At 64.8% G+C, this 25,076-nt stretch carries 18 protein-coding genes and 1 tRNA gene; 11 read left to right on the top strand and 8 right to left on the bottom strand.

What is annotated here, in order from left to right:
• Nucleotides 1-50 precede the first annotated feature (50 nt).
• From IPM18_13465 to carA, 6 genes are all read left to right on the top strand, one after another.
• Nucleotides 51-1,085 carry an N-acetylornithine carbamoyltransferase gene (locus IPM18_13465; GenBank protein ID MBK9120588.1) on the top strand — a complete coding sequence of 345 codons (1,035 nt, stop codon included), beginning with the start codon at nucleotides 51-53 and terminating at the stop codon, nucleotides 1,083-1,085.
• A 120-nt stretch (nucleotides 1,086-1,205) separates the two neighbouring features.
• Nucleotides 1,206-2,144: an acetylglutamate kinase gene (gene argB / locus IPM18_13460; protein MBK9120587.1), complete on the top strand. Its 939-nt coding sequence runs from the start codon at nucleotides 1,206-1,208 to the stop codon at nucleotides 2,142-2,144.
• Nucleotides 2,141-3,250, top strand: a complete 1,110-nt coding sequence (locus tag IPM18_13455; protein ID MBK9120586.1) for a M20/M25/M40 family metallo-hydrolase — start codon at nucleotides 2,141-2,143, stop codon at nucleotides 3,248-3,250. Before argB ends, IPM18_13455 begins: the two co-directional genes overlap by 4 nt.
• Nucleotides 3,247-4,632, top strand: a complete 1,386-nt coding sequence (gene argH / locus IPM18_13450) for an argininosuccinate lyase (protein MBK9120585.1) — start codon at nucleotides 3,247-3,249, stop codon at nucleotides 4,630-4,632. Before IPM18_13455 ends, argH begins: the two co-directional genes overlap by 4 nt.
• Before the next feature lie 47 nt (nucleotides 4,633-4,679).
• On the top strand, nucleotides 4,680-8,372 hold the full coding sequence (gene carB / locus IPM18_13445) for a carbamoyl-phosphate synthase large subunit (protein MBK9120584.1): 3,693 nt from the start codon (nucleotides 4,680-4,682) through the stop codon (nucleotides 8,370-8,372).
• The gene (gene carA, locus IPM18_13440) at nucleotides 8,369-9,586 is read left to right on the top strand and encodes a glutamine-hydrolyzing carbamoyl-phosphate synthase small subunit (protein MBK9120583.1); all 1,218 of its coding nucleotides are present in this window, start codon (nucleotides 8,369-8,371) and stop codon (nucleotides 9,584-9,586) included. Before carB ends, carA begins: the two co-directional genes overlap by 4 nt.
• Nucleotides 9,587-9,681: 95 nt before the next feature.
• On the opposite strand, the gene IPM18_13435 is transcribed toward carA, so the two are convergent.
• Nucleotides 9,682-10,647, bottom strand: a complete 966-nt coding sequence (locus IPM18_13435; GenBank protein ID MBK9120582.1) for an ROK family protein — start codon at nucleotides 10,645-10,647, stop codon at nucleotides 9,682-9,684.
• Nucleotides 10,648-10,713: 66 nt separating this feature from the next.
• On the bottom strand, nucleotides 10,714-12,384 hold the full coding sequence (locus IPM18_13430) for an amidohydrolase (GenBank protein MBK9120581.1): 1,671 nt from the start codon (nucleotides 12,382-12,384) through the stop codon (nucleotides 10,714-10,716).
• Nucleotides 12,385-12,886: 502 nt separating this feature from the next.
• On the opposite strand from IPM18_13430, the gene IPM18_13425 reads away from it, so the two are divergent.
• Both IPM18_13425 and IPM18_13420 read left to right on the top strand, forming a co-directional pair.
• Nucleotides 12,887-12,958 (top strand) — tRNA-Thr (locus IPM18_13425).
• Nucleotides 12,959-13,108: 150 nt separating this feature from the next.
• Nucleotides 13,109-14,638, top strand: a complete 1,530-nt coding sequence (locus tag IPM18_13420) for a YifB family Mg chelatase-like AAA ATPase (protein MBK9120580.1) — start codon at nucleotides 13,109-13,111, stop codon at nucleotides 14,636-14,638.
• Nucleotides 14,639-14,791: 153 nt separating this feature from the next.
• Here IPM18_13420 and IPM18_13415 read toward each other — a convergent pair whose 3' ends face one another.
• Entirely contained in the window at nucleotides 14,792-16,192 is a 1,401-nt protein-coding gene (locus IPM18_13415) for a right-handed parallel beta-helix repeat-containing protein (protein ID MBK9120579.1), read from the bottom strand.
• 183 nt (nucleotides 16,193-16,375) lie between these two features.
• Nucleotides 16,376-17,038 carry a beta-phosphoglucomutase gene (pgmB, locus tag IPM18_13410; GenBank protein ID MBK9120578.1) on the bottom strand — a complete coding sequence of 221 codons (663 nt, stop codon included), beginning with the start codon at nucleotides 17,036-17,038 and terminating at the stop codon, nucleotides 16,376-16,378.
• Nucleotides 17,039-17,207: 169 nt separating this feature from the next.
• On the opposite strand from pgmB, the gene IPM18_13405 reads away from it, so the two are divergent.
• A complete protein-coding gene (locus IPM18_13405; GenBank protein MBK9120577.1) occupies nucleotides 17,208-18,608 on the top strand; it encodes a hypothetical protein in 1,401 nt (466 codons plus the stop codon).
• Nucleotides 18,609-18,632: 24 nt separating this feature from the next.
• On the opposite strand, the gene IPM18_13400 is transcribed toward IPM18_13405, so the two are convergent.
• Genes IPM18_13400 through IPM18_13390 form a run of 3 tightly spaced genes read right to left on the bottom strand, consistent with a single transcriptional unit; the run spans nucleotide 18,633 to nucleotide 21,837 of the window.
• The gene (locus IPM18_13400) at nucleotides 18,633-19,238 is read right to left on the bottom strand and encodes a pyroglutamyl-peptidase I (GenBank protein ID MBK9120576.1); all 606 of its coding nucleotides are present in this window, start codon (nucleotides 19,236-19,238) and stop codon (nucleotides 18,633-18,635) included.
• A gap of 53 nt (nucleotides 19,239-19,291) precedes the next feature.
• Nucleotides 19,292-20,332 carry a cytochrome d ubiquinol oxidase subunit II gene (gene cydB / locus IPM18_13395; protein MBK9120575.1) on the bottom strand — a complete coding sequence of 347 codons (1,041 nt, stop codon included), beginning with the start codon at nucleotides 20,330-20,332 and terminating at the stop codon, nucleotides 19,292-19,294.
• Nucleotides 20,333-20,343: 11 nt separating this feature from the next.
• Nucleotides 20,344-21,837 (bottom strand): cytochrome ubiquinol oxidase subunit I, encoded by a 1,494-nt coding sequence (locus tag IPM18_13390; protein ID MBK9120574.1) that lies wholly within the window; start codon nucleotides 21,835-21,837, stop codon nucleotides 20,344-20,346.
• 277 nt (nucleotides 21,838-22,114) lie between these two features.
• Here IPM18_13390 and IPM18_13385 point away from each other — a divergent pair, with 277 nt between their 5' ends.
• A complete protein-coding gene (locus IPM18_13385; protein ID MBK9120573.1) occupies nucleotides 22,115-22,468 on the top strand; it encodes a hypothetical protein in 354 nt (117 codons plus the stop codon).
• A 202-nt stretch (nucleotides 22,469-22,670) separates the two neighbouring features.
• Nucleotides 22,671-24,371: an AarF/ABC1/UbiB kinase family protein gene (locus IPM18_13380; GenBank protein MBK9120572.1), complete on the top strand. Its 1,701-nt coding sequence runs from the start codon at nucleotides 22,671-22,673 to the stop codon at nucleotides 24,369-24,371.
• A 32-nt stretch (nucleotides 24,372-24,403) separates the two neighbouring features.
• Here the strand turns inward: IPM18_13380 and IPM18_13375 are convergent, their stop codons facing one another.
• On the bottom strand, nucleotides 24,404-24,955 hold the full coding sequence (locus IPM18_13375) for a J domain-containing protein (GenBank protein MBK9120571.1): 552 nt from the start codon (nucleotides 24,953-24,955) through the stop codon (nucleotides 24,404-24,406).
• Between the last annotated feature and the right edge of the window lie 121 nt (nucleotides 24,956-25,076).

The raw sequence follows: 25,076 nt of genomic DNA, 5'->3' as shown, positions 1-25,076 counted from the left end.
GGACTACGTGAGCGCAGGTCGCACCGCGACGGGCTGCGCGGCGGAGAGACATGATGCGACACTGGCTGAGTTTTCAAGACTACACCCCCGGTGAACTTGCTGAGTTGATTGCGCTCGCGCAGCGCTTCAAAGCAGGCAAGGCGGGTTCCGCGGCGGAGCGAATTCGGCGCCGTATTCTCGTGATGGTGTTCTTCAACCCATCATTACGGACGCGGACGAGCTTCGAGGCGGCGATGTTGCGGTTCGGCGGGCATGCCATCTGCCTTAGCGTCGGCGGTGATACGTGGAAGCTGGAACATCGTGACGGCGTGGTGATGGACGGTGACGCGGCCGAGCACCTGCGCGAGGCGGTACCGGTGCTGTGCCGCTATGGCGACCTCCTCGCCGTGCGGACCTTTGCGGCGCTGGAGGATGCAGCGGCGGATGCAACCGAGCCGGTACTGCGGGGCTTCGGCCGGTATGCCTCGGTTCCGGTGATCAACATGGAGTCTGCGATCGAGCATCCGTGCCAGGGGCTTGCAGACTGGTTGACGATGGCGGAAAAGCTTGGGGCGACGACCGGCCGGAAATTCACGCTGACCTGGGCGCCGCAGAAGAAGGGGCTGCCGCGGGCGGTGCCGCATTCGGCGGTGCTGGCGGCGGCCGCGGCGGGGATGGAGGTGACGATTGCCCACCCGCCGGGTTACGAACTGGATGAGGGCGTGCTGGCGCAGGCCCGGGCCTGGTGTGCGGCGGCCGGGACCGGCCTGAAAATCACGTCTGAGCAACCCGCAGCGACACGCAGTGCGGACATCGTGTACGTGAAGAGCTGGGGTGCGGCGCAGTTCTACGGCGATGTGGCGGCCCAGACCGAGAGTTTTCGAGCCCATGCGGATTGGCAGGTAGGCACGGAGCACCTTGGAGCGCGGTCGTACCTGATGCATTGCCTGCCGGTGCGACGGAACGTGGTGATTCGGGCTGCGGCGCTGGATGATCCGCGCTGCATCGTGGTCGACCAGGCCGAAAATCGCATGTGGGCGCAAGCGGCGATCCTGAGCCACCTGCTGCCTGGAGAGCCGGACGAACCGGTTCCGGCAACCTCATAAGCGTGCGGTGCCCGGTGTAAACGGGCATGCCGCACAGGAAGGGCCGCGCAGGCCCGTGTGGACGAATGACCTTGAGAACCGTGTCCGATTCGGGTCGGACTGCAAACGAATGAAGGCGCCATGCATCTGCAAAGCAATTTGAAAGCACTGCGTACGGCGGTTCCGTACATTCAGGCGTACCGGGGGCGCGTGTTCATCGTGAAACTCGGTGGGCAACTGTGCGACCCCGGCCGGCACCTCGATAACATCATCGACCAGCTCGTGCTGCTGCACCGGTTGGGGATCAAGCTGGTGGTCGTGCATGGCGGCGGGGAACAGGCGTCGGCCCTCGGCCTGCGTCTGGGTTTACAGCCGAACCTTTTCGGCGGACGGCGCATCACGGATGGCCAGACGCTCGAAGTGGTGAAAATGGCGTTCGCCGGCACGATCAACACGAACCTGATCGCCGCGTTTCGCCGGGCGGAAGTGCCGGCGATCGGTATCAGCGGGATCGACGGCGGGCTGCTCATTGCGACGAAGCGCCCGGTGCAGCGAGCATCGGATCCGGCCACTGGCGAGACGCGCGAAGTCGACTTTGGTTTCGTGGGAGACCTCGTAAGCGTGTCGGTGGACATCCTCCGGCATCTGCTGGCGGGGGACTGCGTACCGGTGGTGTGCTCGCTGGCAGCGGACGAGGAAGGGCAGATCCTGAATGTGAACGCGGACACAATCGCCTCGCGCCTCGCGGCGGCGATCGGTGCGGCCAAGTACTTCCTGTTGACGAACGTGGACGGAGTCATGCGCGATCCGCGCGATGCGAGCACGTTGCAATCGTACCTGGATGTGGACGAGTTGAACCAGCTCGTCGAATCCGGCGCCATCAGCGGCGGTATGCTGCCGAAGCTGGCGGCCTGCATGGATGCACTGCGTGGCGGGGTTCCGCGTGTGCATATTATTAACGGCACCACTCCCGATGCGCTGCTGAGCGAGGTGTTTACCAACGAGGGCTGTGGCACACTGATCGTGGCGCAGCGTACGGCCAACGGCGGTGCGCCGGTGACGGGGACAACCGCCCCATGATCGCGCGACTCGTCCGCTACGTCGCGATTCGCAGCTTGTCGCGCGCCGAGGACGCGCTGGCGGATGCGATCTGCGCCGACCTGGCGGCCGAGGGCCTGCGCGCGGAGCGGCGTGGCAATAATGTGTGGTGTGCGGTCGGCGATGCTCCGCGGCCGCGGCTGCTGTTGAATTCGCACCTCGATACGGTGCCGCCGGGCGCAGGTTGGCGACATGATCCGTGGGAGCCACAGCTCGAGGGCGGGCGGCTGAGCGGCTTGGGTGCGAACGATGCGAAGGGTTGTGTCGTGGCCCTGCTGGAGGCGTTTCTGGCGCTGTACCGGGCGTTGCGGGCCGGTGCTGCGCTGGGCGGCACGGTCGTCCTCGCGCTGACCGCGGAGGAGGAAACCAGCGGCGCGGGGCTCGGCACGATTCGGGACGCCCTCGCTCCGCTGGATGCAGCGCTGGTGGGGGAGCCGACCGCGCTGCTGCCGCTGACTGCGCAGCGCGGGCTCCTGATACTGCGGTGCGTGGCGCGCGGCACGACGGCTCATCCGGCCAACACGGAGCCGGCGGCGGCCGACAATGCGATTGTGCACGCGGTCGAAGATGTGCAGCGGTTACGTACTTTCGATTGGGGTCCGACGCATCCGTTGCTGGGACGGTGCCATGGGCACGTGACCATGCTGCAAGGGGGCGTAGCACGCAACGTGATACCGGACGAGTGCGAGTTCTTCCTCGACATTCGTACAACGCCTGCGGAGAGCCACCAGGCGCTGACTACACGGTTGCGCGCCGCGCTGCGCAGCGCGGTGCATGTGCATAGTGAACGGCTCGGGCCGGTCGAGACGCCGGCGGCGGCCGACATTGTGCAGGCCGCCTGTGCTGCTCTGCCCGGCGTCCGCCCGGCCGGCAGCCCGGCGATGAGCGACATGGTCTTCCTCCCGGACGTGCCGGCCGTCAAGATCGGTCCCGGTGACACGCGGCGGTCCCATACGCCGAACGAGTATCTCACCGTGGACGAGCTGACGGCCGGGGCCGCGGCCTACGAGCGCATTGCGCGGGCTTACTTCGCACGGACCGGCAGCGCGGGCCCGGCGCTGCGCGCAACACCAGGAGCAGTGGCATGAGCACACCGACCCGGCTCTGGGACAAGGGTGGCGATCTGGATGCGCTCGTGCATCGTTTCACCGTCGGAGACGATCCGGTCTGGGATCTGCATCTGCTGCACTGGGACTGCGTCGGCTCGGCAGCGCACGCGCGCACCTTGCACGCCGCAGGTCTGCTGGCGGATGCCGAGTGTGATGCGCTGCTGGCGGCGCTGGCTGACATCGACCGTGCTGCGCTGGTGGGCAGCTTTCCGATTCCGCCAGAGCAGGAGGACTGCCATACGGCGATCGAGGTTGCGCTGACGGAACGATGTGGGGAGGCCGGTCGGAAGATTCATACCGGCCGTTCACGCAACGACCAGGTTGCGGCGGCGATGCGCCTGTATCTGCGGCATGCGACGGCCGAGTGGCTGCGGGGGTTGGCGGAATTGGCCGACGAGCTCGCAGCGCGACTGTCTGCGGACGGCGCGGTTCCGATGCCGGGCTATACCCACCTGCAGCCCGCGATGCCCTCCAGCGTGGGCCAATGGCTGCACGCCCACCTGGAGTCTGTGCTGGAGCAAGGCCGCGCTGCGGTCGAACTGCTCGGTCGCTTGGACAGTTGCCCGCTCGGCACGGGCGCCGGGTTTGGCGTCGGCTTGCCATTGGATCGGGCGCTGACGGCCCGTTTGCTCGGGTTCTCACGTCCGCAGCGCAGCCCGATCGATGTGCAGAACAGCCGCGGACGGCTGGAGAAGTACTTTGTACGAGTCGGGAGCGACATTGCCGCGGCACTCGCGCGACTGGCGGCTGACCTGATCTTGTTCAATACGGCGGAATTCGGCTTTGTGACATTGCCGGAGGCACTCACGACGGGCTCGTCGATCATGCCGCAGAAACGGAATCCGGACGTGCTGGAACTGCTGCGGGCGCGCGCGGCGCGGAGTGGGGCGCGGGCGGTTGAACTGGAATGGATTTCAGCGAAGCTCACCTCGAGCTACCACCGTGACCTCCAGCTTACCAAGGAGCCGGCGCTGCGGACGGCGGTCGAGGTGCGTGAATCGCTGGCGGTGGCCGCGCGCACCCTTGCCGGCGTGCGGTTCGAGCGTGCGGCACTCGCGGCGGCACTGCGGCCGGAACTGTACGCGACGCAGGCGGCCTACGGGCTGGTGCAGCAGGGTGTTCCGTTCCGCGAGGCATACCGGCGGGTGGCGGAGGAAGTGCGCCGCGGGACTTTTGATGCAGCGCCGTGGCGAGCGACTGCCGAGGCGGCCGCCCGGGTAGCGCCGGCCGATGGGGTGGCGCTACAGGACGAAGTCCAGGAACTGCGTGCGGCGGCGGTGGGGGCGGAACAGCAGGCGGCGGTACCGGCAGCGATCTTTCGGCGCAGTGCGGAGTTGGAGGAGTTGCCCGGCCACGCATAACGTGGCCGGAGAGCGGGTACGCGCAGCGCGACCCAGGCAGAGGATTTATGCCCAAGTCACCGGATATTCAGCGTGTTCTGATCATCGGCAGCGGCCCGATCATCATCGGTCAGGCCTGCGAGTTTGACTATTCCGGCACGCAGGCCTGTCGAGCACTGCGTGAGGAAGGGATCGAGGTCGTACTGCTGAACAGCAACCCGGCGACCATCATGACCGATCCCGAACTGGCCGACCGGACATACCTCGAGCCGATCACGCCGCAGGTGCTCGACGAGATCCTGCGGCTCGAAGCGGAGCGCGGTGCGCCGGTCGATTCGATCCTCCCGACGCTTGGCGGGCAGACCGGTTTGAATTGCGCAATGGCGGCCCACGAGGGCGGCATCCTCGCCAAACACGGCGTACGTCTGATTGGGGCGGACGTGGACACCATCCGGCGAGCTGAGGATCGCGAGATCTTCAAGCGCACTGTCGTCAAGGTCGGAGTGGATGTGCCGCGCTCCGGAACGGTGACGACCTGGGAGGAAGCGCAGCAACTGCTGGAGACGGTGCCGCTGCCGGTTGTGATTCGCCCGGCATTTACACTGGGAGGAACGGGTGGGGGGCGCGCCCGGAACCTGGAGGAGTTTCAAGCGATCGTGTGCAACGGGCTGGACCAGTCGCCCGTGCGGCAGGTTCTGATTGAGGAGGATCTCACCGGCTGGAAGGAATTCGAGCTGGAGATGATGCGTGACCGCAACGACAACGTTGTCGTGGTCTGCTCCATCGAGAACTTCGACCCGATGGGCGTCCACACCGGCGACTCGATCACGGTTGCCCCGGCGCTGACCCTGACCGACAAGGAATACCAGCGCATGCGCGACGCGGCCATCGCGATCATGAGGGCGGTGGGCGTGGACACGGGCGGTTCGAACATCCAGTTCGCGGTCAACCCGCGGGATGGTCACCTGGTCGTCATCGAGATGAACCCGCGCGTATCGCGGTCATCGGCCCTGGCGTCGAAGGCAACCGGCTTCCCGATCGCGAAAATCGCGACCAAGCTTGCGATCGGCTACACACTCGATGAACTACGCAACGACATCACGCGTGTCACGTCGGCCTGCTTTGAGCCGTCGATTGACTACTGCGTGGTGAAGATGCCGCGTTTCGCGTTCGAGAAATTCCCCGAGGCGGATGAGACGCTGACGACCTCGATGAAATCGGTCGGCGAGGCCATGGCGATCGGCCGTACCTTCAAAGAGGCCTTTCAGAAGTGCATCCGCTCGATGGAGATCAAGCGGCCTGGGTATGGACTGCATCCGCAGGACAAGTGGTGGGAGGCGCGGCAACACGAGGCACTCGCGGCGGATGAGGATCCTGACACGGTCTATCTCGATCCTTTCGGCGAAGAGGCCCCGGGCAAGCCGCCGGTATTCGGCGGGACGACGCTCGGCGAGGCGCCCGGCGACGTGTACGAAGAGGCGTGGGGCGCGTGGCCGATCCCCGAAGCGGTGCTGGTGAAGAAGATCAGCACGCCATGCCAGGGGAGACTGTATTACCTCCGGTACGCGCTGAAGCTGGGGTGGTCGGTGGAGAAGCTGCACGAGCTGTCGCACATCGATATCTGGTTCCTCGACCAGTTGGCGGAGCTGGTGGACCTGGAGGCGCGGCTGTTGCGGGCGCCGCTGGGCAACCATGCTCCCGTGCGCGCCACGCCGGAGATTGCGGAGCTGTTCTTCGAAGCGAAGGCCGCCGGCTACAGCGATGTGCAGCTGCGGCACGTCTGGCGGCTCGATGCGGCCAGTTACCGTGCGCTCAAGGTGCAGCTTGACCGCCCGAAGTTCAAGCTGGTGGATACCTGTGCAGCGGAGTTCGAGGCCTACACGCCCTATTACTACTCAACACACGAGCGGCCGCTGGCGCACGTGGTGCGCAGTCCGGCGGCCGTTGAGGAGCTGCGTGAGCGGCAGGCCACCCGCAGCAAGACCGCGGTGGGGGAAGCTTTGCGGCAACTTGGTGTGGATGCGCCCTATCGTTACCGGGCGCTGGACGCGGAGCACGTGCTGGTCGAGTCACATGATGACGAATTACGCGTCTCCAGCCGTCCGAAGGTGATCATTCTCGGTGGCGGACCGAACCGGATCGGTCAGGGGATCGAGTTTGACTACTGCTGTGTGCATGCCGCGATGGCGGCGCGCGACATGGGTTACGAAACGGTGATGGTCAATTCCAATCCGGAGACGGTCAGTACCGACTACGACGTGAGTGACCTGCTGTTTTTTGAGCCGCTGACGCAGGAGGACGTGCTGAACATCTGTGAACGGCTCAACGGCCGGGCGTTCGGCGTCAACGGCAAGAACGCGGGTTTCGTGCGCGGTGTCATCGTCCAGTATGGCGGCCAGACCCCGCTGAACCTCGCCCAGGGATTGAGCGATGCCGGTGTGCCGATCCTGGGGACGTCTCCCGGCAGCATCCACACCGCTGAGGATCGCGAGCGCTTTCAGCAGGTCGTGCAGGAGCTGGGCTTGCGCCAGCCCCCCAACGGCGTGGCCTTTTCGCGTGCACAGGCGGCCGAAGTCGCCGACCGGCTGGGCTATCCAGTGCTCGTGCGGCCGTCATACGTGCTGGGCGGACGCGGCATGCAGGTGTGCAATAACGCGGCCGACCTGGTGCGCTACATCGACGGAGCACTGCGGGCCACCGACCGCGAGATGAACATCGATGAACAGCATCCGATCCTGATCGAGAAGTTCCTGCTGGACGCGATCGAGGTGGACGTCGACGCGATCAGTGATCACGGCTACCCGGGGCGCGACGCGGCCGAGGGGCGCTGCGACATCTGCGGGATCATGGAGCACATCGAGGAAGCCGGTATCCACAGCGGGGACAGTTGCTGCGTACTTCCACCCTACTCACTGTCACCGGCGCTGGTCGACGAGATCAAGTACCAGGTGAAGCTGTTGGCGCGGCGACTCGGTGTCTGCGGGCTGATGAACGTGCAATTCGCAATTCAGGGCCACGTGGTCTACCTGATCGAGGTCAACCCGCGCGCCTCGCGGACGATTCCGTTCGTGAGCAAAGCGACCGGCGTACCGTGGGCGAAGGTGGCGACGCAGGTGATGCTGGGCAAGGCGCTGGACGAGGCGCTGGGTGACCTCGGACTGCGCGATGTCCCCACACCGCGGCATGTGTCGGTGAAGGCCCCCGTTTTCCCGTTCAAGAAGCTGGGCACCGTGGACTTCGTGCTCGGCCCGGAGATGCGCAGCACTGGTGAGGTCATGGGAATTGACGCGACTTATCCGCTGGCTTTCGCGAAGGCGCTGGCCGGCGCCGGGCTGAAGCTGCCCACCAGCGGGCGTGTGCTGGTGAGTGTCTGCGACCCTGACAAGCCACGGGTGGTGACGATTGCACGGGCGCTGCACGACCTGGGGTTCGAGATCTTCTCAACCATCAGAACGCATGAAACGCTGGCGAGCCATGGCGTGCCATCGCAGATCGTGTCCAAGCATGACGGCGCCGGGCATCCCTTCCTGCTCGATATGATCCGCGCCCGGCAGCTCGACCTGCTGATCAACACGCCCATCCACACGGGCAGCGCCACCGAGGAAGGGCGTTGGCGGGTGGCTTCGATCCAACTGGGGATACCGTTGATTACCACGCTCGCAGGGGCCCGGGCCGCGGTCGGTGCCATTCGCGCGCTGCGTTCCGGTGGCATGCAGGCGGGCGCCTTGCAGGATTACCTCGCTGCCGGAGGTGTGCGATGATTGCGAAGCTGGCCCTCGAAGACGGTACGATATTTACCGGCCAGGCCCTGGGCGCCACCGGCACGCGCACTGGCGAGGTCGTGTTCAACACGGCCATGACCGGCTACCAGGAAGTCTTCTCGGATCCGTCCTATTGCGGACAGATCGTCACGATGACCTTCCCGCTCATGGGCAACTACGGGCTCAATCCCGAGGATTTCGAGTCGGCGACGGTCCATCTCTCCGGTGTTGTGGTCCGCGAGGTGCCGCGCCGGCCGAGCAATTTTCGTGCGACGATGGCACTGCCCGAGTTTCTACGCGTTCACGGCGTGTTGGGCATCGCCGGAGTGGACACGCGCGCCCTGACACGGCGATTACGTATCCATGGTGCCCTGCGCGGAGTCCTCTCGACCGAACTGCTTGACGACCTGGCGCTTGTACAGCAGGCCCGCGCGGCCGATGAAATGGCTGGCGCGAACCTCGTCACACGGGTGGCCCCGGCGGAGGTGCAGCCCTGGTCGGAGTCGCTGCTCCGCTTGACGGAGTTGCGGCCGCAACTCGCCCGGGCGGCCGAGGGCAGCGCTGCCGGCCACCAACCGGCGGTCGCCGTAGCCGCGCCACCGGAGCGGGCACCACGTTGCCACATCGTCGCCGTTGACTGTGGTGCCAAGTACAACATCCTGCGGCACCTGGTGGATAGCGGCTGTCGCGTGACTGGGGTGCCGGCGAGTGCCTCGGCTGCGGAGATCCGGGCCCTGCAACCCGATGGCCTGCTGATCAGTAATGGCCCGGGTGATCCAGCCGCGGTGGAAGGCACGATTGTGACGCTGCAGGCGCTGCTTGGGGAGTTCCCGATTTTCGGGATCTGCCTCGGTCACCAGATGCTGGCGCTCGCGCTGGGTGCCAAGACCTTCAAGCTGCCGTTCGGGCACCATGGGGCGAACATGCCGGTGCTCAACGAACCCGGGGCGCGCGTTGAGATCACGAGCCAGAATCACGGCTTCGCGGTGGACCCGAAGTCGCTGGCGCGCGTGGGAGGCGTCGCCACCCACACCAACCTGAACGACCAGAGTCTGGAGGGCTACGTGCATCCCGACAACCAGGTGTGCGCGCTGCAGTTCCATCCGGAGGCGAGTCCCGGCCCGCACGACTCGAGTTACGTCTTTCGACGTTTCGCCGACTACGTGGCGGCCGGTAAACCGATCGATGCGAGTGTGTTCGCAAGCACAAGTTAGCAGCCGGGTACCGGGTGCAGCGCGCCCGTGTGAGGGTTGGTGATCCAACGGGACGCGTCGCTGCGGGGCTGTGCACAGTCAACAATCCGGCGGCGTCAGCCGGCCACCTCCTGCATCGCGAGCATGGCTGCGCCGATTGTTCCGGCATCGGTGCCCAGGGTGGCAAGCGAAATTTGCGGGTGGTCAGGGGCAATCGTCCAACTCAAGCGGTTGAAGTGCGCCTGCACAGGTTTCAGCAGTTTGTCGCCGGCATTGATGAGGCCGCCGGCAAGCACTACGAGCTGCGGATTCAACACGTGTTGAAGGTTCACAATGCCCAGGGCGAGGTACAGGCAGGCCTCCTCCCAGATGCGCTGCGCGAGAGCGTCACCGGACTCAGCCGCGACGAGAACATCGCGCGCGTCGAAATCCTGTTGGGCATGCACGCGCGGTGCCAGGATGGACGCCGCGCCAGCGGCGACGGCCTCCGCCAGGCGCTCCGCCACCGCGTTGGCCGAAGCGTAGCGCTCGAGGCAGCCGGCCTGGCTGCAGGGGCAGTCGCGCCCGCCGGGTACGATGACCATGTGGCCAACCTCGCCGGCGTTGTCGAAAGCACCGCGCCACAGCTTGCCGTCGAGCACGACACCACCGCCGATGCCGGTGCCAAGCGTAAGCATCACCATGCTGGAGACCGCGGCGCCGGCGCCGGCAACGAACTCGCCGTAAGCCGCGGCGTTGGCGTCATTCTCCAGCGTCACTGGCAAACCGGTCTGCCGGGCAAGGTCGTCGCGCAGCGGCACGCGGTCGAACCCCGGGAGGTTGGGCGCCTTGTAGATCATGCCGGCGCTGTGTGACATTGGCCCGGGGGCGCCGACACCGACGACGGTCGGGGAGTCTGCCTTTCCGACCCGCGCCCGCAATTCATGCACGAGCAGCGCCATGCGCCCCAGCACGTGCTTGTAGCCCTGCTCGGCTTCGGTGGTGAGCGATTGCTTGTGCAGCAGGCGACCGGTGGCATCGCACACGCCGCCCTTGATGTAGGTTCCGCCCAGGTCGATGCCGATGGCCAGACTGGCACTCACAGTGACTGCTCCGTGGAGGGTGATTCCCGACTTGCTGCGCATATTACCGCGGCGCGCCGCGCGTGCTTACTTGATGTGCACGGACCCCGCCACGATGGTGCCGCGCAGCCCAAGTTGCAGGAGTTCCCCCGGCGCAGCGGCCAATGGGTCGTCGTCCCAGACAGTGGCATCGGCCGCTGCGCCGGGCCGCAACGTTCCAGCGGGCTCGGAAAGTCCCACCGATGCGGCTGCGCCGCGGGTGAATGCCCAGAGGGTCTCTGATATGCTAAGCCGCTCGGTCGCGACCCAACCCCCCGCGGGTTGACCGGACTCGTCTGTGCGGCACACGGCCCCATGTAAAGAGCGGCGTGGGTCAATGGACTCTACGGGTATGTCCGAGCCGGCCGCGAGGATCGCCCCCGCATCGAGCAGGCGGCGAAAGGGGTAAGCATTCCTCTGAGCGCGCGGCCAGTGGCGTTGCGCGGTCGCGATGTCGCCCGGGATGTGGCAGGGCTGGACTGACGCGATGATGCCCGCGCGGGCCATGCGCCGGGCGTCTGCCGGGCGTACGCATTGGGCGTGCTCGATCCGATGGGGCATCGGGAGTGAAGCGCCACTGTCCCTGCGAGCGGAAACCAGCGCATCGACGGTTTCTTTGACGGCCCGGTCGCCGATGGCGTGAATCCACACGCACCAGCCTGCGGCGACGGCCTCGGCCACTGCGGCTCGCAGTGTATCGCCGGAGATGACCGGTACGCCGCAGTAGCCCGGCCGCCCGGGGTACGCCTCGAACATGTAGGCGGTCTGGGAGCCCAGTGCGCCGTCAGAGAAAATCTTTACGCCGCCCAGGCGCAGCCACCGGTCACCCAGTCCGCTCCGCAAGCCGAGACGCCGCGCGGCCGGCAGCTCCGCCAAGGGGATTGCATGCACGACTCGCAGGCCGAGTGCGCCGCGCGCGTGGTGTCGCTGGAGGTGCGTGAGCGAAAGGCCGTCGTCCATGCTATGGACCGCGGTGATCCCGTGTGCCCAGGCGCGTTCGTAGGCCCTGTACAGGGCCCGGTCGATGACCCGGTGGGCTGCCGGGGTATTCTCGCCCGCCAACAGCCGTACGGGATCCGGCAAGAGTTCGATCGCAGTTTCACGGATCAGGCCGGTCAGCTCACCAGCGGCGTTCCTCTCGAGATTGCCACCGGGGGGATCGGGTGTGTTCCGGTCAAGCCGGGCCGCCCGCAGACCGGCGGAGTTGAGCCATACCGTATGGTGGTCGCGGCTGTGAACGAGCACGGGAATGTCGGGGAGGATTCGGTCGAGGTCCGCGGCCTGCGGTGGAGGACTTTTCCACCGGTTATGGTCGAAACCATGTGCTACGACCCAGGGACCGATACGGCGATGCTGGGCACGGGTGGCGATTTTTCGCAGCGTGCTGTCGAGGGACGTGCATGGGGATACGTCTATCAGCAGACTCTCGCCGAGTGCCCAGTAGAAGAAGTGCGTATGGCTATCGACCAACCCCGGTGTGAGCGTGGCGCCTCGGAGTTGCAGCACGTCGGTACCTCGTGTGCGCAACTCGAGGATGTCGGCCTTTGTCCCGACCGCAACCACCCGGTCGGCAGAGAATGCGACGGCGTTTGGGAGTGGCTTCGTGCGCACGCGTCGCTTGCGGTGGTTTCCCGTCGTGGAGGTGGGAGGAGGGGTGAATTCCTGATGAATGCGATCGGCGAGGACGATCCGGTCAACGAGCGGTGGTGGGGTGGTCATGCCGAGCAGCTTAGCTCGGGTCGATCAAGTCGGCGAGACTACAAGGCGAGAGCATGGAAATCCGGGATGTCGGGGTGGGCGCATAAAAAAATAAAACCGGAGCAGGCTGCGACGACCGGGGTGTTCGGGCCGAAGGGAGGGGGGAGGCCGCCGCTTTGTGCCTGCTCCAAGTTTTATGCCTTACATACGTTGCAAACAGTGTGCCAGTTCGTTGCATTCCAGAAAATGCGATTCTAACACGATCTTCGCAGGTGGTGGTCCGATTACGGTGGACTTCAGCGGGTTACATGCCCCAGAAGTGTGGGAAATCTCCCACAGTCATTGCGGCAAGCCCCACAACCTGGCCGCTCAGTTGGCCTCAGGTGCTTCCCTGCGCCCTGGTTCGAGTCGGGTGGCGCGCGCACGTTCGTATGTGTATGCACTCTGTTTGTCAGCCGCTTGATTCAATGCCAAAGGCATCATAAGCTACCGCTACGTGTGGCCGGGCACCGCCGGTCACAGCGCCGATGTAGCTCAATGGCAGAGCACGGCTTTCGTAAAGCCGGGGTTGTGGGTTCAACTCCCACCATCGGCTGTTCCCCTACTTTGTAATCTGGGGAGGGTGCCCCCAGCGTCTCCACGTAAGCGGGTGACCTGCGGAATGCCCCCCAGGGCCTGCCGTGGAATTGGGCGCGCTTCCGGGGTCGCGTGACAGGAGCGCAGGGGGGCCTCTACAATTCGGACCATGTTCGCCCGCCTGCACAGCGTGGCCTTGGCTGGAATCGAGGCCCATCCGTGCGAAGTCGAGGTGGATGTCAGCGGCGTCGGGTTTGGGGTACCGACGCTCGTGGGGCTGCCCGATAACGCCGTCAAGGAGAGCGTCGACCGCATCCGCAGCGCGCTCTTCAACTCCGGCTTTGCGCTGCCGAAGACGCGCACTACAGTCAATCTCGCACCGGCCGACATCCGCAAGGAGGGTCCGGCGTTTGACCTGCCTATCGCGCTCGGACTGCTGCTCGCCGACGACCAGCTCCGTACTGAGCAACAGGCCGAGTATCTCATCGCAGGGGAATTGGCGCTGGACGGCCGGGTACGGTCGGTGAAGGGGGCGCTGTCGATGGCGCTGCTGTGCCGCGCACGTGGTTTTCGGGCCCTGATTGTGCCGCGCGAGAATGCAGAAGAGGCCGGTGTGGTGGATGATGTTGAGGTCTATGGTGTCGAGCATCTCAGCCAGGCCGTGAACCTGCTCGGGGGACAGCTCGAACTCGAGCCCGTGACGGTGGACCGTGAGGCGCTGTTTCGACGTGCGGCACAATACGACGTCGATTTCGCCGACGTGCGCGGACAAGAGCATGCGAAACGGGCACTCCTGATTGCGGCCGCCGGGCGGCACAATGTGCTGATGATCGGGCCACCGGGTACGGGCAAGACCATGCTCGCGAAGCGCTTGCCCACGATACTCCCGCCGATGTCGTTGCAGGAGGCACTGGAGACGACGCGCATCTACTCCACCTCGGGCAAGCTTTCCGGGCAAACAAGTCTGTTGGCAACACGACCGGTACGTCAGCCGCACCATTCGGTCAGCACAGCGGCCCTGGTCGGGGGGGGAACGATCCCGACCGCGGGGGAGGTGTCGCTTGCACACCATGGCGTGCTGTTTCTCGACGAGTTTCCTGAGTTCACTCGGCCAGTGCTGGAGTCGATGCGGCAGGTGATCGAGGACCGGGTGGTTACGATCAGCCGGGCGCACAGCGCGGTGGAGTTTCCGGCGGATTTCATGTTGGTGGCGGCGATGAACCCATGCCCCTGTGGGTACGCGACCGACCCGCGAAAACCGTGCAAGTGCTCGGTGCCGCAGATCGAGCGCTACCTGGCGCGGATTTCCGGCCCGCTGCTGGAGCGCATCGACATTCACATTGACGTGCCGGCCGTTCCGATCGATCAGTTGCGCTCCCTGCAAGGGGGCACGTGCAGCGAGGCGATGCGGGCGCAGGTGGTTGGAGCGCTGGACATCCAGCGCGGACGTTTCGGCGCGGAGAGCACGACGCGGAACGGCAGCATGACGTCGCGCGAGTTGCGGAAGTTCGCGGTGATCGACGGTCCTGGTGAGCGTTTACTGCGGCAAGCGGTGAGCGAGATGGGCTTGAGTGCGCGGGCTCATGACAAGGTGCTGAGGGTGGCGCGCACGATCGCCGACCTCGCGGGCGCGGCGCAGATCGAAGCGCGTCATCTGGCCGAGGCGATCCAGTATCGGCGACTGGATCGGACAATGTAGGGCTCAGCGGCGGGTGGTGAGAGGCGGCCCACAAAGGGAGACTCTTGCCGCTGCGGATCAAGAGCCAATCCGTTCCGCTGACCTTGGCCGGTGTCGTGGTCACAGTTCCCACAACTCCGGCGTCCGCGCTAGCTCGGCTGGGGCAGTGCCGCTTTACAAGTAAGCACCACGCAGGCCCAGGTTGTGACCAATGACGGTGTCCGCGTCATCCTCGGCGCGAATGTCCGCTTCAACGTTTTTGTTGATCTTGTTTCGCTCAATCCGGGTGCGGTCGCACTTGTGCAGGTGAATGCCGATGCGGTTGTCCTGAATGTCGTTCTCACGCAGCGTGTGATCGACGGGCCGCAGCTCAACACGGCCGGCGATCTCGGGTTCAACGGGGCGGATCCCGTGGTCCCGATCAGCGCGGATCGCGATCCCATAGCCATTGCGGAAGAAGCGATTGCGCTCGATGAGCCAGCGCTGCGAAGTGCCGTTGTTTCGGGCATCGTCCAGGAACGATGGAATGAGACGGGTCCAGATCAGGATACCGTGCCCGTTCTCCTGGAAATCATTGCCGCGCACCTCGAAGTCCACGCCGTGTTCCACCGCGATGCCGGCCTGCCGGTTGTAAAGCATGCGGTTGTTCTCAAGGACGTTGCGGCTGGAGTAGCCGAGCCAGAAACCGTAATTGCACCGGTCAGCCCAGTTGTTTCGGAAGATGTTGCCAGAGCTGAAGGTGGCTTCGAACGCGATGTTCGGGCTGAGAGAGCCGTCGTTGAACTCAAACAGGTTGTCGTTGCAGCCGACGTCTTCGCCATCGGGGCTGCGACCCGCGAGGAAGAAGCCGTCGCCGCCGCAGCGGGCAAAGTTGCGCCGGAAAACGTTGCGGCACGAGTTCTGGAGGATGAGGAAACCGGTCGCGTCCGCCCCCATGTGGCCGATGCTCCCTTGACCGACGATGCCGTTCGGGTTCGCATCGCTGATATCGCGGGGCTGGTAACGGTTGCAGTAGTCGGCCCAGTTTTCTTCGAAGACCGAGTCAGAAGTCTCAAAGAGGTGAATGCCGTAGCCGCTGCAATAGCTGGCGTTGTTACGCCGCACGTGGATTTGGCGACAGCCGTAACAAAGCAGCCCGTTCATCTGGTGCTGCAGGTCGTTGCCGACGATCTCACCCCCTTCCACGCGGTCCAGCAGAATACCCCCGCCATAGGCCTCATCTGCGGGCAGCCAGATGTTCAGGAAGATTGTGTTCGCGGGCACTTCGGCCGTCGACGAAATCTGGTTGCCGTCCAGCGTCGGGTGCTTGCATTCGCGGACGATGATGCCGTGGTAGAAGTCACGGATGCGTACGTTGCGGATCGTGACGTGATCATGACCGTCCACCGAGACGCCGGTCCCGGTGCGGCTGTCACCGATGATGACCGCCCCATTGCCGTCAAGGGTAACATGATCCGCGGCGATGCGTATGCCAGCGGGCAGGTAATAGACGCCGGGTTCTAGACGGGTATCCTCGCGAAGAATCATGCCGTCGGTGGGAACGATGGTGGGTTTGAGTGGGGCTGTTGCGGACATTGATACCTTCCGAAAGCCGGGACGGATTGGATTAACCGTTTCATTCTACCACGGGAGGGTCGTTTGCGCCAACTTCTGTGTTTTCCATGCGGATTTTCAAACCGCGAACGTCCGATAGCCGGGAGCGGTGCCCGGGAGCGTCTGCGCGTCCTCCGATTATACACTACCTGTGCGAGTCCTCTGCTATTCGGTCGCGCGGGGTCGCAGACTGAGCAATTGGTCCACCGAGGTTTCCGCAAGCGATTGCGCCTGCGCGTCGGCCCCCGGCAACTCCGCGGCCGCACCCACCGCAAGTACCGCCATGCCCGCCCTCCTGGCCGCTTCCAGCCCGGCCGCGGCATCCTCGACGACGAGGCACGCCGTCGCCGGCAGGCCAAGGCGGTTAGCTGCGAGCAGAAACACTTCCGGGTCGGGCTTCGAGTGGCGAATGTCATTCCCATCGGCGATGGCGTCGAACAGGTCACGAATGCCCAGTCGGTCAACAATCATCGGCGTATTGCGGCTCGACGAGCCGATGGCGGTCTTGATTCCACGACGGCGCAGCGCACTTACGATTTCTGTCGCGCCAGGGAGCAGGTCCCCGGGACCGAGTGTCGCGAGCAGTTCTCGATAGCGGTCATTCTTGCGGATGGCGAGTTGCTCGCGCTCCTTCGCAGAGTATGGCCGCGCAGCACGTTCGAGGATGATGGCGAGACTTTCCATGCGGCTGACCCCGCGCAGTCGGGCATTGATCTGCTCGTTGAAGGGGATCCCCTCCTGGTCGGCGACCTCTTTCCACGAGACATAGTGAAGGGAATCGGTGCTGACGAGCACACCGTCGAGGTCGAAGATCACGCCGCGAATCATGCGCGCTCCCAGTGGGGTTGAGCCAGGGACAAAGCGGGCAGGGTAGCCGCCCGCCGCGGGCCTTGCCAGAGACGCGCGGCGCTGCGAGACTGCCCCGTTTACCGCGCTCCCGGAGACTTGCTCCCGGGTCCCGGATCCCTTTTCCCCGAGCCCTGATGCGGAGTGTTGCATGAGTGGTAAGCTGGCACACTATCCCGACGTGGCCGCCGCCGCGGCGCGGTTGCAGGAGATGGCAGCCGGTCTGGGCGTGACGGAGTTCGCCCAGGTCCGCAATCTCGATTACGTGTTTGCGCCATTCGAGCTCTACCCGCTCGCGCCGCGCGCCACGTTGCCGCTCGACCACATCACGGCATTCGCGGTCGATATGGACGGCACCAGCACGACGACCGAGCCACTGGCGCTCCACGCGCTTGAATACATGGTGCGACGCATCACAGGCCGCCTCACGCCGGCGGACTGGCCCGGGCTCGATGAGCAAGCCGATCTGCCGCACGTCATCGGCAACAGCAATTTCCGCCACACGGAGTTTCTCCTGCAGCGTTATGGTGCGGCGCTGGATCAGGCGGCGTTCACACAGGCCTTCTTCGAGGCCCTGACGTGGACGCTGGCGTGCATGACCGATACCCAGCGCCGCCGTGATGTCGAGCAGAATGCACGGAACTGCGGCTTGGCGGAACTGCTCTCACAGCAGGACTTCCGGCAACTCGTCAAGGCCGGCGGAGTTACCGCCGACAATGTCGCCGAGTACGTGCGCCCACTGGTGGCACGGTTCGGAGCGGCCTTTCGTCCGGGGCATGAGGCGGAGCGCGTCGCGGCAGCACTTGACATCTATTACCTGCGCTACCACGCCATACTGCAGGAGCTCGAAGCCGGCCGCGGCGACCGCCTGGCGGCGGAACTGCTCGGTGCGGGTGGACGCCGACTGGTCGAGCCGATGCCCGGGTACGAGGTATTCGTGCCGTTGATCAAGGGTTGGCTAGGACCCGAAATCGAGGCACTGTGGGAGCCCCTGCGAGCGAACCTGCTGGCGCAGCCGGAGTTGGGCCACACGGCGGCCGAGCTCGATGCCTGCCGTCCGCGGCTGGCCAAACTGGCGGAGCGTTTCCGGCAGCGACCGGCAAAGCTCGCACTCGTAACGGCGTCGATTGCGTACGAGGCGCATGCGTGCATGCGCGAAGTCATCGCCGTACTCGCGCAGGACGTGCAGTCCTGGCAGGTGCCGGATGAGGTGAAAGACCGCCTCGGTGCAGCGCTTGCCGACTACCGCACTGTATTCGATGGCTTCGTGTGCGCGAGCGATGCGTGGGAGGCGCGCCTGAAACCGCACCGTGATTTGTACGCCCTGTCGCTTTTTCAGATGTCGGTGCCGCGGGCGGAGTACCCGTTCGTGGTAGGGCTTGAGGACACGGAGCCGGGGTGCATTTCGTTGCGTGCGGCGGGTATCGGCTGCGCGGTAGCGCTGCCGAACCACGATACGCGGCGCCAGGACTATGCCGCTGCCACGGCGGTGGTGCGTGGTGGGCTGCCTGAACTCATGGTAGTGCGGAATCTATTGCTGTCGGAGTGGTGAAAGCAGGCGTTGCCGCTGGGCGCTTCAACAGCGTTGCGCGAGCAGTGTGAGTGCGGCGCCGAGGCCGCGCGCCGCAGTCTCGGCGCTCATACTGGGAGGGGGATCTTCCTGCGCCGCGATCTGCTCGGGAAGGGGTGGCACATGAATGAAGCCGGCCGGAATGTCGTGCCCACGCTCTGCGAGGTGATGCATCAAAGCGTAGCCGACCTGGTTGCAGAGGAACGCACCGGCATCGCGCGAGAGCGTTGCCGGAGTACCCGCGGCGCGGATCGCAGCGAGGAGTGCGTGCAGGGGGAGTGTCGCGTAGTACGCGGGAGGGCCTTCCGGTACGACCGGCAGGTCGCGGGGCTGGGCACCACCGTTATCGGGTATGCGGTAGTCCTTCAGGTTGAGGAAAACGCGTTCCAGCGCGAGTGCGGCACGGCGGCTTTGGCCCAGGCAGACAACCGCGTGCGGCCGCAGTGCGTCGAGCAGGTCGCAAAGATGATCGTCGGCGTGCCCGTCTCTAACCGGTAGTACTGCGGAGTCGAGATCGACACCGGCCACGCCGGTTGCGGTCACATGTTCGAGGATGGCCATGGTGGCATTGTGCTTCTCCCCGCCAAAGGGTTCGAAGCCGGTGAGGAGGATGCGTCGAACCGCTTGCGACACGGCGGACTCCGGAAGGGTGCGTCCACGACCGTTCAGTAGCTGAACTTGCCCAACTCAACTTTACCGCGGAAAGTCCAGTAGATGATCGCCGTGTACGTCAGCACGAACGGCATGCCAAGGAACGCGATGATCGCCATGATCTGCAGCGTCTTCTCCGACGAGGCGGAGTTGTAGATGTCCAGCGAGAAGACCGGATTGAACGTCATCCCGGGGGCCACGTCCAGACTGGAGACGAGCAGGTACGGGTACAGGGCGATGCCGAAGAGGAACACGAACGCCGCGATCGAGCAGCAGGACGAGAGGAACGCATAGCCCGGCTTGCGCAGGTAGATCGCCCGCGGGATATTTGCGATCGCCAGCACGTTGAGGAACACGACCAGCCAGGCCCAGGGGTAGTCGCGGAAGTTGCGGGTGGCTTGGGGCACCTCTACGAGCGTGAAGATCGTCGTAAAGATGTACATTACGAGGAAGAAGCCGAACGTGTGCCACATCCAGCCGTGAATGCGCTCCTGCAAGTCGCCGGTGGTCTTGAGGTACAGGTAGATTGAGCCGTGCATGGCGAACATTGCCACGGCGAAAATGCCGACTACGAGCGGGTACGGGCCGAGCAAATCCAGGAAGGTACCGGCATACTCCATGTCCGCCCCGATCGGCATGCCCTTGATCGTATTGCCCACGGCCACGCCGAATAGGAGTGTCGCGAGCGTACTGGCGGCGCAGAACGCCACGTCGAAGCTTCGCCGCCAGAGGACTCCCTCGCGCTTGCTGCGAAACTCCATCGAAACGGCCCGAAAGATGAGTGCGAACAGCAAAAGCATGAACGCGAGGTAGAAGCCGGAGAAAGCCGTCGCATATACATGCGGAAACGCGGCGAAGAGCGCGCCTCCGAAGGTCACGAGCCACACCTCGTTGCCGTCCCAGAGCGGCCCGATGGAGTTCATGAAGATGCGCCGTTCGGTGTCGGACTTGGCACCCAGGTGCAGGATGCCGACACCGAGGTCGAAGCCGTCCAGGATGGCGTAGCCGACCAGCAGCACGCCGAGCGTGACGAACCAGAACAGGTGCAGGTCCATGAAGGCGGCTCCTAGCGGGGGTCACCGGGCTTAGGCCCATGCGCATCGGTGTACGAGGACTGGGAAGGGTCGGTTCGCACGGCGGCGGCCGCGAGAATCCAGCCACGGCGGGCCTTGAACTCGCGCTCGAGATCGGCAGGATCCTCGGGGCCGTGGCGGATCTTGCTATCCAGCACAAACAGCCAGACCGCCAGCAGCAGGAGGTAAATCAGCCCGAAAAGGCCGATCGAAATGCCCACATCGATGGCGCTGACCGTGGGGCTGATACCGTCGCGGGTTTTCAACAGCCCCCAGACGATCCACGGTTGGCGCCCGACCTCGGCGGCGATCCAGCCGAGCTGGTTGGCGATGAGTGGTCCGGCGATGCCGAAGACGAAGATCCACAGCAGCCAGCGCTGTTCGAACAGCTTGCCGCGCCACCATTGGAGCAGACTGAACAGCGTCAGTGCGATGAAGAACATCCCCAGGCCGACCATGATGTGGTAGGACTGGAAACTCAGGTGGATCGGGGGCCAGTAGTCCTCGATCGCCTCGCCCGCGGGCAGACCGCCCGGCACGATGGCCGGGTCGTCAAGGGCGGTCACGGGGGTCGTCCAGTCACCATGCACGAGGAAACTGAGTGCGCCGGGGATAGCGAGGCCGTAGTCGACACGCCGCTCCGCCACGTTGGGCACACCGACGAGGTACAGGGGCGTACCGCCCTCCTGGGTCGTGAAGTGGCCTTCAAAAGCCGCCAGCTTGCCGGGCTGGTGCTTGGCAATCATGACGCCGTTGGAGTGGCCGGTAAGCAGTGCCAGGAGCGAGAACACGGCCGCGAAAGGCAACGCGATGGCGATGCTGCGGCGGGCGAAATCCTGATGCCGGTTCCGCAGGAGGTAAAAGGCGGAAACACTCAGGACGAGGAAGGCGCCGGCAATGAACGCGCCGACCAGGGTGTGCGTAAGCCGCTCGATGGTGGACGGGTTGAAGACGAGCTGCCAGAAATCGACGATTTCCGCACGCGTGAACCCTGACGCGGAAGTCACGAGGTGGTGGCCGGCCGGTGTCTGTTGCCACGAATTCGCGATGATGATCCACACGGCTGAAAAGATTGAGCCGAGCGAGACCATCAGGGTGGAGAAGAAGTGCATTGGCGGGCGGACCTTGTCCCAGCCAAAGACGAGAATGGCGAGGAAGCCCGATTCGAGGAAGAAGGCAAAGATGCCTTCGGCCGCGAGAGCGGAGCCAAAGACGTCGCCGACGAAGCGGGAATAGTACGACCAGTTCGTGCCGAACTGGAATTCCATCACGATGCCCGAGGCGACACCCATCGCGAAGATCAGCGCGAAGATTTTCGTCCAGAACTTGGCCATCGCTTCGTACTGGTGCTCTTTCGTCCAGAGGAAGAGACCCTCCATGATGACCATCAGCAGGCCCAGCCCGATCGTCAGCGGTGGAAACAGGTAGTGGAAACCGATCGTGAACGCGAACTGGATGCGCGAGAGAAGCAGTGCGGTTTCGTCCATGGCAGGCACCTGGGTTCGGTCGCGCGGCAGCCGGCAACCGGCCGCCGCCGCACGGCACGTCCGGCGAAACTGGCGGTCATGGTAGCGAGGTCTGGTGGGGGCGGAAGTTCAGCGAGTGACAGAAATGATCGAAAAGTGGCTGCGGCCAAGCGCCCCCATCTCGGCGGTAGGGGCCAGAGGGTCATTCCGGGGCCGATCGGCTACACTTCCAGTGGTGCGTTCTCAGTGGTAATGCGCGACCCGGCCGCTCTCGGCGGGGTCCATAAGGAGGATCACTGTGTTTGAGACCGTCAAGCAGGGGTTCCTGACCGTGATCGGCATGACGCTGATGACGAAGGACAAGGTCGAAGAAGCCGCCCGGGAGTTTGCGGAATCCGCCAAACTCTCACAGGAACGCGGCCAGGAACTGGTCGACGAGGCCGTGGCACGCGCTAAGCGCGGCCGAGCCGAATTTGAATCAGGTGTGGAGCGCATCGTCACCGATATCCTGCAACGGATGCACCTGGCGACCCGCGTGGAGATCGACGAACTACAGGCGCGCATAGTTCGCCTTGAGCAGGCCGCAGGCCTGACGCCACCCGCGGCCAAGCCGCCGCCGGCTGGCACGGAGCCGCCTACTCCTTCGATCTAGAAGTGCTCCCCATGCCCCTTTCTCCAGCGGGGAGAGGTAGAGAGTAGGGCGTTCACCAGTGGTTTCTCGACCCTCCCCCAACCCCTCCCATGAGGGAGGGGCGCCCGGGAGTGCATCCTGGGTTCTGAGCCGCAATGCCGGCGGCACGAGCGAGTTGCCCAGCGACGCGTGGGATGCCGGACCGGCCTGTGAAGTAGGCAGGATGACCATACGCAAACTCGGCATCGTTTCCCGTACGTATCGGCACGTGAACCGTTACCGGCAGGTACTGACGGTGCTGATTCGGTACGGTTTCGGACACCTGGTCGACAGTCTGCGCATCAGCCAGTACCTCGAGATCGGCTGGCAGTTGATCGCGCGTGAGAAGGCCGAGCATGTGGAGCGGCTGAGTGATGCCCAGCGTGTGCGGATGGCGATCGAGGAGTTGGGGCCGACTTTCGTCAAGCTGGGACAGGTGCTTTCGACGCGGCCAGACCTGATCCCGCCGGTGTTTGTGGAGGAGTTGACCAAGTTGCAGCAGGAGGGGGTTCCGATTCCGCGCGAACAGGTGCGGACGATCCTGGCGGCGGAGCTGAAACACCCCGTGGAGGAGCTCTTCGCGCGTTTCGAGGATCAGCCGCTCGCGGCGGCCTCCATCGCGCAGGTGCACCGCGCCACCCTGCACACCGGCGAAGAGGTTGTGGTCAAGGTGCAGCGGCCGGGTATCGAGGAAGTGCTCGACGTCGACCTCGAAATCCTGCTGCACCTCGCGATGCTGTTCGAGCGGCACGTGGAGGGCTGGCAGGTATATCGCCCGAGCCGCATCGTGGAGGAGTTCAGCCGTACTGTTTCGCGGGAGCTGGACTTTCAGACCGAGGCCACTCACCTGGAACGGTTCGCGAACCAGTTCCTCGATGACGACACCATCTACGTGCCGAAGGTGTACCGCGCCCTGACGACGCAACGGGTGCTCACGATGGAGTTTGTCGATGTGATCCCGGTGCGAGACGTAGCCGCGCTACGTTCCGCGGGGCTCGATCCGCGGATCATTGCCGCGCGTGGCATGGACCTGACACTTAAGCAGCTTTTCGTGCACGGTTTCTTCCACGCGGACCCGCATCCGGGCAACGTATTTGTGTTGCCGGGCAACGTGATCTGCCTGCTCGACTTTGGCATGATGGGGCGGCTCAGCCGCGAAGCCCGGGAGAGCTTCGCCGACCTGATTCATGCAATTGCGCGGCGCGATTCGAAGGCCGTCGCCGTTGCGCTGCTGCGCGTGACCCAGCACGAGCCGCAGCACGATCCGGATGTCCCTCAGATCGAGCGGGATGTGGCGGAGTTCATTGACCTCAATGTGCCCCAGCGTCTCAGCGAGCTGAATTTCGCCAAGCTGCTGCGTGACTTGCTGGATCTCGTGGCACGCCACCGGCTGTTCATCCCGCCGGATCTGGTGATGATGCTCAAGGCCGCCGTGACGGTCGAGAAGCTGATGACACGTCTCGATCCGGAGCTCGACGTCATCGGTGGTGCGACTCCATACTTGCGCGCCTTGCAATTCGACCGCTGGAAGCCGGGCCGCCTCTGGCGCGAAATGTGGCTGACAAGCGGTGATTTGCTCGGCCTCCTGCGCGACATCCCCGGTGGCTTGCGTGATGTCCTGCGATCCGCAAAACGCGGTGACCTGCAAATTCGCTTCGAGCATCGCGGGCTCGAGCGCCTGCTCGATGCCCACGAACGCGTTGCGAACCGGGTGTCGTTCGCGATCGTCGCTGCGGCCCTGATTGTCGGGTCGTCCCTGCTGGTGCATGCCCGCATCCCGCCGATGTGGAACGGTGTTCCGGTCATCGGACTGGTTGGGTATTTCGGGGCCGGAGCGATGGGGTTAATCCTGCTGGTTTCGATCCTGAGACACGGGCGGCTGTAGGGCTGCCGGGGTGGTCGCTCTCGGACGAAATGTCAGACGGCTCGTGGGAGGTGTCCGCTGCCATAGGCCGTGCGGAGGTGCTCGTAGGCCTGTTGGTAGGCCACGAAACGCACATGGTATTCGGCACGGGTAGCATCATCGCGGGCCTTATCCGGGTGCCAGCGCTGGGAGATCTCGCGCCAGGCGTGCTTGAGTTGTGTTTCTGTGGCTTGCTCGGTCAGGCCAAAGAGCGCCAGTGCGTCACCCCATGAAAGGGCCGCTGCCTGGGCCGCGACACGCGCGCCCACGGTGTTACGATCCGCACAATCGGCAGTGCGCAGCCATTCCCAATCCCAGGCATCGGGCAATAGCGCGCCTACCGTGGCACCCATGACGGTCAGCATCCGTGTGAACGGGCGCCCGCGGAGGTGCAGGAGCCCATCAACGGCCAGCCCGGCGGCGGCCGCGAATTTTCCGCCCCAACGAGCAGTGCGGCGGCGCTGAGCGGCTTGGCGATCGCGTAGCAGGGGGCCGACATCGTCCTGCCACACCCGGCGCAAGAATCGACGAAACGCTTCATCTTCGGATCGTTTGTCCGTGGGCATCTTGGTTCCTGCGGGGCACCTGCCGCGAAATTCTTTCGAAAGCAGTCGTACGCTCGCGGCTCTATCTTTATATCATCTCCCGTGTCGCCGCGGCACTTCTTTCTAAGCACCGGAAGCCGGC

It is taken from the genome of Phycisphaerales bacterium (assembly GCA_016716475.1).
Taxonomy (GTDB): domain Bacteria; phylum Planctomycetota; class Phycisphaerae; order UBA1845; family Fen-1342; genus JADJWG01.
The sequence above is the reverse complement of the archived record's forward strand: the minus strand, read 5'-3'. Positions and strand labels throughout refer to the sequence as shown.

Excerpts from the sequence above, each read along its gene's own strand:
- argB (MBK9120587.1), top strand. The coding sequence starts at position 1,206 with ATGCATCTGCAAAGCAATTTGAAAGCACTGCGTACGGCGGTTCCGTAC.
- IPM18_13465 (MBK9120588.1), top strand. The coding sequence starts at position 51 with ATGATGCGACACTGGCTGAGTTTTCAAGACTACACCCCCGGTGAACTT.
- IPM18_13375 (MBK9120571.1), bottom strand. The coding sequence starts at position 24,955 with ATGCCCACGGACAAACGATCCGAAGATGAAGCGTTTCGTCGATTCTTG.
- IPM18_13415 (MBK9120579.1), bottom strand. The coding sequence starts at position 16,192 with ATGTCCGCAACAGCCCCACTCAAACCCACCATCGTTCCCACCGACGGC.
- argH (MBK9120585.1), top strand. The coding sequence starts at position 3,247 with ATGAGCACACCGACCCGGCTCTGGGACAAGGGTGGCGATCTGGATGCG.
- pgmB (MBK9120578.1), bottom strand. The coding sequence starts at position 17,038 with ATGATTCGCGGCGTGATCTTCGACCTCGACGGTGTGCTCGTCAGCACC.
- carB (MBK9120584.1), top strand. The coding sequence starts at position 4,680 with ATGCCCAAGTCACCGGATATTCAGCGTGTTCTGATCATCGGCAGCGGC.
- cydB (MBK9120575.1), bottom strand. The coding sequence starts at position 20,332 with ATGGACCTGCACCTGTTCTGGTTCGTCACGCTCGGCGTGCTGCTGGTC.
- IPM18_13405 (MBK9120577.1), top strand. The coding sequence starts at position 17,208 with ATGAGTGGTAAGCTGGCACACTATCCCGACGTGGCCGCCGCCGCGGCG.
- IPM18_13380 (MBK9120572.1), top strand. The coding sequence starts at position 22,671 with ATGACCATACGCAAACTCGGCATCGTTTCCCGTACGTATCGGCACGTG.
- IPM18_13430 (MBK9120581.1), bottom strand. The coding sequence starts at position 12,384 with ATGACCACCCCACCACCGCTCGTTGACCGGATCGTCCTCGCCGATCGC.
- IPM18_13455 (MBK9120586.1), top strand. The coding sequence starts at position 2,141 with ATGATCGCGCGACTCGTCCGCTACGTCGCGATTCGCAGCTTGTCGCGC.
- IPM18_13420 (MBK9120580.1), top strand. The coding sequence starts at position 13,109 with ATGTTCGCCCGCCTGCACAGCGTGGCCTTGGCTGGAATCGAGGCCCAT.
- carA (MBK9120583.1), top strand. The coding sequence starts at position 8,369 with ATGATTGCGAAGCTGGCCCTCGAAGACGGTACGATATTTACCGGCCAG.
- IPM18_13390 (MBK9120574.1), bottom strand. The coding sequence starts at position 21,837 with ATGGACGAAACCGCACTGCTTCTCTCGCGCATCCAGTTCGCGTTCACG.